This is a genomic window from Amycolatopsis sp. NPDC054798 (assembly GCF_053611505.1).
Genome location: NZ_JBSHAM010000203.1, coordinates 1 through 3,960, shown reverse-complemented (window position 1 = coordinate 3,960; position 3,960 = coordinate 1). Strand labels below are relative to the sequence as shown.

The 3,960-nt window shown below is 69.6% G+C and carries 4 protein-coding genes; 3 read left to right on the top strand and 1 reads right to left on the bottom strand.

Annotated features, from left to right (window positions below; genetic code table 11):
• Nucleotides 1-113, bottom strand: a 113-nt coding sequence (locus tag ACWGIC_RS44695; RefSeq protein WP_452082024.1) for a PHP domain-containing protein, incomplete at its 3' end; no start/stop codon positions are given.
• 426 nt (nucleotides 114-539) lie between these two features.
• Between ACWGIC_RS44695 and ACWGIC_RS44690 the strand changes: the two genes are divergently transcribed.
• Genes ACWGIC_RS44690 through ACWGIC_RS44680 form a run of 3 tightly spaced genes read left to right on the top strand, consistent with a single transcriptional unit; the run spans nucleotide 540 to nucleotide 3,591 of the window.
• A complete protein-coding gene (locus ACWGIC_RS44690; RefSeq protein WP_452082023.1) occupies nucleotides 540-1,217 on the top strand; it encodes a FadR/GntR family transcriptional regulator in 678 nt (225 codons plus the stop codon).
• Nucleotides 1,214-2,650, top strand: coding sequence for an amino acid permease (locus ACWGIC_RS44685; RefSeq protein WP_452082022.1), 1,437 nt, complete (start codon nucleotides 1,214-1,216; stop codon nucleotides 2,648-2,650). The genes ACWGIC_RS44690 and ACWGIC_RS44685 overlap by 4 nt, the downstream gene beginning before the upstream one ends.
• Nucleotides 2,647-3,591, top strand: coding sequence for an asparaginase (locus ACWGIC_RS44680; RefSeq protein ID WP_452082021.1), 945 nt, complete (start codon nucleotides 2,647-2,649; stop codon nucleotides 3,589-3,591). Before ACWGIC_RS44685 ends, ACWGIC_RS44680 begins: the two co-directional genes overlap by 4 nt.
• Nucleotides 3,592-3,960 lie beyond the last annotated feature (369 nt).

Here is a 3,960-nt window from a genome sequence, read left to right as displayed (position 1 = left end):
GCGGGCATGCCCAACCGGGCCGCCTCCGCAAACAAAGGACCGATCTTCGCCGCACCGTCCAGCATGGAGTACTCGGTGTGGACGTGCAGGTGGACGAAAGAATCGTTCGACACCAGCGAAAACCTCCCCTAGGCAGACGGCTTCCCGGCTCCGGTCGACGCGGCGGGCCCGGGCTGTCCACCCTAGTCCGCCGCACTCCGAGCGCTCCCGTTGGGCGCTCCGGCTGCATCCTCCCTCCGAACCCTCCTGGCTCCGGCCCCGACACACCGGGAGCGGGGCCCGGCGCGTTCCCGGTGATGATCACCGGCACGGTCCTTCCCTGACTTGCCGGCCCGGACACGGTCGCACCCGGCACCGACAAAACCGGGGCCGCCCGGAGCCGGGCCGCCGAGACTCACCCGGGAGCGTGAACCAAGCCACAACCGCCGAGCAAGGGGCCCTCGCATCGCTTGACAGCGGCCGGGCCGGACCCGACGATCCGTCGCGTGAACCTGTCTGACAGCCGGGCAGCCGGACCGCTCCCCCGGCGCGTCAGCGCGATGGAAGCCGTACTGGCCCATCTGCGGCACGCCATCGAGCACGGGGAGTACGCGGTCGGCGACCAGCTGCCGTCGGAGGCCGCGCTGAGCAGGGAGTTCGAGGTCAGCCGCTCGGTCGTGCGCGAGGCGTTGCGCGGGCTGCAGGCGCTCGGGCTGACCGTGTCGCGCACCGGCCGCGGCACGTTCGTCACCGCGAGCGGGCCGCCGGAGAACCCTACGTTCGGCGACTACTCGGCCCGCGACCTGGTCGAAGTGCGCAGGCACGTCGAGGTCCCGGTGGCCGCTTACGCCGCGCGCCGCCGCGACGCGGACCAGCTCGCCCGGCTCGCCTGTCTCGTCGACCGGATGGACGCCGAGACCGGGGACGCCGCGTGGGTGGCGCTCGATTCGCAGTTCCACGTGACGATCGCGCGGGCGTCGGGCAATCCGGTGTTCGCGAAGGTGATCGAAGAGATCCGTGACGCGCTGGCCCGCCAGTCCGCGTTCCTGAACCAGCTCGGCGGGCGGCGGACGCAGTCCAACGTCGAGCACCGGCGCATCGTCACGGCGATCGCCGAAGGCGAAGAAGATGCGGCCGCGGCCGCGATGACCGAGCATCTCGATCACGTCGAGAAGACCCTGACCACGATCGTACGGCCGGCGCGCGCCGGCGAAGCAGAAACAGGTACCACCGCGTGACTGAAGAAACCCTGCCCGCGACTGCCGAGGCGGACACCGCCGACGCGGGCGACGCCGGATACCGCAAGGCGCTGAAATCCCGGCACATCAACATGATCGCCATCGGCGGCGCGATCGGCACCGGCCTGTTCCTCGGCGCGGGCGGACGGCTCGCGCAGGCCGGTCCGGCGCTCGCGATCGTGTACGCGGTGTGCGGGCTCTTCGCGTTCTTCGTGGTGCGCTCGCTCGGCGAACTGATCCTGCACCGCCCGTCGTCCGGCGCGTTCGTGTCCTACGCGCGCGAGTTCATGGGCGAGAAGGGCGCGTACGTCGCCGGCTGGATGCACTTCCTCAACTGGTCGACCACCGGCATCGCGGACATCACCGCGATCGCGCTGTACGCGCACTTCTGGTCGTTCTTCACGCCGATCCCGCAGTGGGTGCTGGCGCTGATCGCGCTCGCGGTCGTGCTGTCGCTGAACCTGGTGTCGGTGAAGCTGTTCGGCGAGATGGAGTTCTGGTTCTCGATCGTCAAGGTCGCCGCGCTGGTGCTGTTCCTGCTCGTCGGCATCTTCCTGCTGGTGACGCAGCATCCGATCGACGGCCACGCGCCCGGCCCGCAGCTGATCGCCGACCACGGCGGCGTTTTCCCGGCGGGCATCGTGCCGATGATCCTGATCGTGCAGGGCGTCGTGTTCGCCTACGCCTCGTGCGAACTGGTCGGCGTCGCGGCCGGCGAAACGGAGAACCCGAAGAAGATCGTGCCCAAGGCGATCAACTCGATCATGTGGCGGATCGCGCTGTTCTACGTCGGCTCGGTCGTGCTGCTGGCGATGCTGCTGCCGTGGGACGCCTACTCGGCCGACCAGAGCCCGTTCGTGACGGTGCTGGCGAAACTGGGCGTGCCTTACGCGGACAGCATCATGAACCTGGTCGTGCTGACCGCCGCGCTGTCGAGCCTCAACTCGGGGCTGTACTCGACCGGGCGAATCCTGCGTTCGATGTCGCTGGCCGGGTCCGCGCCGAAGTTCACCGGCGTGATGAACCGCAACCAGGTGCCTTATGGCGGGATCCTGCTCACGTCGTCGGTGTGCGTCGTCGGCGTCGGGCTGAATTACGTGGTGCCGAAGGACGCGTTCGAGATCGTGCTGAACTTCGCCGCCGTCGGCATCCTCGGGACCTGGGCGATCATCGTGCTGAGCCACCTGCTGTTCGTGCGGAAGGCCAAGCGCGGAGAGCTGACCCGGCCGCACTTCCGGCTGCCGTTCTCGCCCTACACCGAAATCGCGACGCTGGTGTTCCTCGCCGCGGTCGTCGTGCTGATGGGCTTCGACAAGACCGGCCGGATCACGCTGATGGCGCTGCCGGTGATCGTCGTCGCGCTGGTGGCCGGCTGGTTCGCCGTGCGCAAGCGGATCGACATGAGCGCGTTCGAGAAGGCGGAAGCGTCGTGACCCCGCAGGAGCGCGAACCGCGGCATGTTCCGCTGGTCCACCTTCTGCGCGACGGCATGGTCGAGGGCATGCACCACGGTTCGGTCGTCGTGCTCGCCCCGGACGGTTCGACGCTGTTCGAGGCGGGCGACCCGGACGTCGCGATGTACCCGCGTTCGACCGCGAAACCGCTGCAGGCCGCCGCGATGGCCCGGCTCGGGCTGCGGCTCGATCCGTCCGGTTTCGCGATCGCCGCCGCCAGCCACTCCGGCGAATCCCGGCACCTCGACGCGGCCGCCGCCGTGCTGAAGAGCGGCGGCTTCGCCGAAACCGATCTGGGCAACCCCGCTGACCTGCCCTACGACCCGGTCGAACGAGACGCCTGGATCGCCGAGGGACGGCAGCCGTCGCGGCTCGCGCACAACTGCTCCGGCAAGCACGCCGCGATGCTGGCCGTCTGCCGGGAGCAGGGGTGGGAGGTCGACGGGTACCTCGATCCGGCGCATCCGCTGCAGCGCGCGATCCGGGAAACCGTCGAGGAACTGACCGGGCAAACCGTGCCGCGAGTAGCCACGGACGGCTGCGGTGCGCCGCTGTTCGCGCTCTCCCTGCGGGGGTTGGCACGAGCCGCCTCCCGCATTGCGACGGCACCGGAAGGTTCGCCAGAGTCGTTGGTGGCCAACGGGATCCGCCAGCATCCGGACCTGGTGGCGGGAAGCCGACGCGACGTCACCCGGCTCATGCAAGCCGTACCCGGGCTCATCGCGAAAGACGGTTTCGAGGCCGTGCAGCTGGCCGCGTTGCCGGACGGTACGGCGGTGGCGCTGAAGATCGCGGACGGCGGCGACCGTGCCCGTCCAGCCGTCCTCGCAGCGGCGCTGGCGCGAGCAGGCGTCGATCCGGACCTGCTCGCTCCGTTCAGCAATCCCGCCCTCCGGGTGACGGACGCGCTGGCCGCCTAGCTCCGTCAGGGGAACCTTCACAAACGCTGATTCCTTCAGGGTTCCCCTCACGCCCCACGCCGATCGTGAGGGGAACCTTCACGGACTTGGATTCCCCAGGGCCCTTCACGGCTGCTCAGCCGCCGCGTCCCGGTGCGCCCCAATGCCACATTGGGTGCGTCAGATGCACCCAATGTGGCGTTCGGTGCGTCAGACGCACCCAATGCCACATTGGGGCGCTAGCCCCCACCCATCACCCAATCGCCACCCGCGAACCCAACTCATCAAGGCACCCAAGCCCCGCGCCCCACCTCCTCGCCGCAGCCCGCGCACACAAACCCACCAGCGCAGCCACACCCGGCCCTGCACCCCGATACGAAGCCTTCCCTG